The organism is Gemmatimonadota bacterium (assembly GCA_039715185.1).
Classification (GTDB): Bacteria; Gemmatimonadota; Gemmatimonadetes; order Longimicrobiales; family RSA9; genus DATHRK01.
In genome coordinates this window covers 1-1,616 of sequence record JBDLIA010000206.1, presented here as the reverse complement: position 1 = coordinate 1,616, position 1,616 = coordinate 1, and the positions used below count along the sequence as shown (strand labels likewise).

Annotated in this window: 1 protein-coding gene; it reads left to right on the top strand. The window is 68.6% G+C overall.

Going from position 1 to position 1,616, the window contains the following annotated elements; translation table 11 throughout:
- Positions 1 to 163 precede the first annotated feature (163 nt).
- Positions 164 to 1,616 (top strand): amidohydrolase family protein (locus ABFS34_16750; GenBank protein MEN8377075.1); only part of this gene is annotated, 1,453 nt, incomplete at its 3' end.

Below are 1,616 nucleotides of genomic sequence, written 5' to 3'. Positions count from 1 at the left end.
GCGTGAATTTTTCGCAACAGGAGGTGGCGAGTTGGCCGGCACGGATATCAGGGGTTATGTCAAACGGGGAATAGTGGGCTTGTTGGCCATGCCTGTGGCGCCATCGGCCGCGCTGGCTGAAAGCAAATTCCTATACCTGACCTCACTCGCGGGACGACGGTGCTTGGTCCGCGCGGCGACGATCCTGGGCGCTGTTCTGCTCGCGGCCGCCCCAGCGGCCGGGGCCGGGCCGGAGGCCTTCGACCTGGTGCTCGCCAACGGCCGGGTGATGGATCCCGAGTCGGCGCTCGACGCCGTGCGTCACGTAGGGATCCGGAACGGGAAGATCGCCGCGGTCTCCGCCGAACCGCTCGCGGGTGACGAGGTTCTCGATGTCACGGGGCTCGTCGTCGCGCCGGGCTTCATCGATCTCCACGCCCACGGGCAGGACCCCGTTACCTTCGGCATCCTCGCCCGCGACGGTGTCACCACCGCTCTCGAGATGGAGGGAGGCGTGCTCCCGGTGGCCGAGTGGTACGAGGAGCGCGCGGGAAAGAGGCGCCTCAACTACGGCGCCGCGGTCAGTCACCCCGGGGCGCGCTTCGAGGTGCTCGAGGAAGATGCCGAGCTCGACAACGGTCTCGGCTCCTCCGACGCCTGGTCTCACCAGCCGGCGAGTGCCGAGGAGATCGAGCAGATCGCCGCCGTCGTCGACCAGGGCCTGGCCGAAGGGGCGATCGGTATCGGCTTCGGGATCCAGTACACCCCGGCCGCCACCCGCGACGAGATCTGGCGGGTGTACAAGGTCGGCGAGAAGCACGGGGTCACCGGCTTCGCCCACGTCCGTTTCGCGGCGATGGCGGAGCCGGGCAGCAGCGTCGAGTCGGTGCAGGAGATGATCGCCATTGCCGCGACCGGACCTTCGGTCCACATCTGCCACCTGCCGAGCACCGGTCTCGGGAAGGTCCCCATCCTCCTCGAGATGATCGACGCCGCCCAAGAGCGAGGCATCGACGTGACCACCGAGGCGTACCCCTACGTCGCCTCGTCGAGCTTCATCGGCGCCGCCATCCTCGATCCGGGCTGGCGCGAGAGGCTCGGCCGCGACTACGGGGACATCGGCTGGGCCGCCACCGGGGAGCGTTTGACCGAGAAGACGTTCCACCGCTATCGCGAGGAGCAGCCGAACGGCACGATCATCGCCTACGTGATGGAGGAGGAGAACGTTGTGAAGGCGATGGCCCACCCCACGGTGATGATCGCGGCCGACGGCGGCGATCTCTCGTCTGGAAAGGGCCACCCGCGGAGTGCGGGGAGCCACGCGCGGGTCCTCGGCGTCTACGTTCGTGACAAGGGGGTGATGTCGCTCATGGACGCCATCGCCAAGATGACCCTGCTGCCGGCCCAGCGGATGGAGACGGCGGTGCCCGGCATGCGAGACCGGGGCCGGATCCGGGTCGGTGCCCACGCCGACATCACGATCTTCGACCCGGAGCGGGTGATCGATCGGGCGACCTTCGAGAGCCCGGCCGAGATGTCGGAGGGCATCCCTCACATGCTCGTCGGCGGCACCTTCGTCGTCCGTGATTCCGAGCTCGTCGAGGGCGCGACGCCGGGCCAGCCGATCCGCCGCGAGA